Genomic DNA, 2674 nt, shown 5'->3' with positions numbered 1-2674 from the left:
CTCGATGCCACGAGGTTACGCGCATCGTACACCCATGTTTGAACCTTGCCGTCTTGGAAGGTTTGTAAGCGTCCTATCACGCACCTCTAGTCACTGAGTCATAGATGTCGTATGCATAGCAGCTACGACGTTTATGACTATGAGTGCTGATGAATCAGAAATATTGAAAACGGATGCTCTTGGGCGAGTAACAGTCCCAAAGCATAAGCGAGAAGAAATGCTCGATGCTTTTGAGCAGAGCGGTATGAGTGGAGCTGAATTTGCGAGGGCCCATGGTGTGCCCACGATGACATTTGCTAGCTGGATTCAAAAACGCCGCAGAGCCCGTGGTGATTACGACAAGGAAGACACGCGTCGTAAGCTTAGAATGCGTAGAAGTAAAACTCCTCAAGCTTCGAAAAAGTCGCCTCAGGCAATCAACCTTATTGAAGTGGATGTTTCGAACTCCACCTCTAAGCAACCAAGCTCTAGTTTAGAGGTACTACTTCCCAATGGAGTTAAAATTTTCATAGCGAGTGAAAGTCAAATACCGCTCGTAAAAACTTTGATGCACGAACTCTCATGCTAAGTTTTACTTCTCAGGTGAAGGTGTATGTGGGCTTGGAACCTTGCGATATGCGAAAGAGCTTTAATGGACTGTGGCAAGTTGCTGAGGAGAAGATGAAGCTCAACCCGATGTCGGGTGCTGTCTTCGTGTTCACTAATAAAAAACGTGATCGGCTTAAAATTTTGTACTGGGACGGAAGTGGTGTCTGGGTGTTAGCGAAGCGACTAGAGAAAGGTCAATTTAGTTGGCCGAGGAGTGTGAACCCAGAGACACAAAAGCTCACTCTCAATCCGAAAGCTCTCACTATGCTCATGGACGGAATCGACATGCGTGATGGTTGTCGCTTGCCATGGTATGACGCAGGTTAACTAACAGAAATATTTTCTTGCAAAAAACACATCCAAGATAAAGTTCAGAGAAAGAATGGCTGAGGTAAACAAAGAGCTTAAAAAACTCCGAGAACTGAACTTGCAGCTCTCCCGAGAAAATGAGCTTTTGCGCCAGAAGTTAGACGTTCTAGCCAGAAAGATTTTTGGAAAGAGTTCTGAGCAGTTAGATAGAAATCAGCTTCAGCTCTTATTGGAGGGAGCGAATCCTGTGGGAAAGTGCGAAAGCGATGATTTGGAGACCTCGGACGAATCATCGCCATCGACTCGCCCCAGAAAACGCCGTAAATCCCGTAAGGAATCTCTTCCCGAAAACCTCCCCACTGAAGAAATCATTCTGATACCCGATGAGGTTCAGAAAGATCCTTCCCTCTACCGTGAAATAGCCGAAGAAGTGAGCGAAAAGCTCGACTATGACCCTGCTCAGTTTAGACGTATCATTACGCGCAGAAAGAAATTCGTCAAAAGGTCGGCGAGCTTTGATGATTTAGAGCAGTTCTTTATCGCACCATTACCTCCAAGTTTAAAGGAAAGGAGCATACTTACTCCTAGACTCGCTGCGGAAATTGCTTCGAATCGGTTTTGTTACCATCTTCCCTATTATCGGCAGGAGCAAATGTTCCTCACAAGGCACGGTGTGCATCTTGCTCGCAATACAATGAGTCAATGGATAGGAGATCTCGCCAGCCAATACCTCACAGGGATTTACAATGCGATGCATGAAAAGATGCTCAGTGAAACTTACCTTCAGGCTGACGAGACTCCCATTGAGTATTTAGAACCTGGGCATGGTTCGACGAAAAAAGGCTACCTTTGGACATTAAGCCGACCAGATCTGCACGCTGATGACGGTAGAGGTGACATCTTTTTCCAATGGCATGCGAGTCGAGCTAATGATTGCTTGTTAAAATTATTGAGCACAAGAGAGCAAAACTTCATTGGTGTGCTTCAGTGTGATGGCTACTCAGCCTACGAAACCTACCAACAAAAAGCTGACGCCATAGACCTTATTGGCTGCTGGGCACACGTAAGGCGCAAGTTCTACGAAGCACGAGCCTACAAGCCCTATATCAGTACATGGATCATCAAACAGATCCAAAACCTCTATGCGATTGAGTCGAAGCTACGTAAACAGCGCGCTTCACCTGTAGAGCGAGAGAGAATACGCTTAGTAGAATCGCTTCCCATTTACCGTCGATTAGAAAAAGCCCTCAAAATGCTCGTCACAAAGCGCAAAGTATTACCTCAGAGCAATCTTGGTAAGGCAATCCACTACGCCCTTGGGCAATGGGATAAGCTAGAAAGATGCTTTTTTGATGGAAGATTAGAGATTGATAACAACCTGATCGAAAATGGTATTCGTCCAACCAAGCTGGGCGCAAAGAACTGGTTGTTCATGGGTAGCCACGATGCAGCACAAACCAACGCGATCTGGTACACGCTAATAGAAAGTGCACGTCGAAGAAAAGTCGACCCGTGGCACTACCTTGTTTGGCTCTTCACTGAGCTGCCAAAGATCAAAGTGACCAAAGACACTTTTGCCCAGTATACACCTGAAGCCTATGCTCGACTGCAACATCACTCGCAAAGAAAAGCATCATAGTCATAAACGTCGTAGCTAATATGCATACGACATCTATGACTCAGTGACTAGAGGTGCGTGATAAGACGCTTACGAAGGTTTGACTGATCGGGCGGTTTGCGGCATCGTAAGTACGTGCCGTGGTGTAGGTTTTCCCTT

The 2674-nt window shown here is 46.1% G+C and carries 3 protein-coding genes; all 3 read left to right on the top strand.

The genetic code is table 11. The annotated features are described in order from the left end of the window. The first annotated feature begins 139 nt into the window (after positions 1-139). From tnpA to tnpC, 3 genes are read left to right on the top strand one after another with little or no spacing between them, the layout of a single operon-like run. A complete protein-coding gene (gene tnpA / locus ACFSW8_RS17095; RefSeq protein WP_377088324.1) occupies positions 140-568 on the top strand; it encodes an IS66 family insertion sequence element accessory protein TnpA in 429 nt (142 codons plus the stop codon). Beyond that, positions 562-915, top strand: coding sequence for an IS66 family insertion sequence element accessory protein TnpB (tnpB, locus tag ACFSW8_RS17090; RefSeq protein WP_377088322.1), 354 nt, complete (start codon positions 562-564; stop codon positions 913-915). Before tnpA ends, tnpB begins: the two co-directional genes overlap by 7 nt. A 55-nt stretch (positions 916-970) precedes the next feature. Further along, a complete protein-coding gene (tnpC, locus tag ACFSW8_RS17085) occupies positions 971-2536 on the top strand; it encodes an IS66 family transposase (protein ID WP_377088320.1) in 1566 nt (521 codons plus the stop codon). Positions 2537-2674: the final 138 nt, after the last annotated feature.

The organism is Rubritalea tangerina (genome assembly GCF_042683245.1).
GTDB lineage: Bacteria > Verrucomicrobiota > Verrucomicrobiia > Verrucomicrobiales > Akkermansiaceae > Rubritalea > Rubritalea tangerina.
This window is presented reverse-complemented; position numbering and strand designations above follow the sequence as displayed.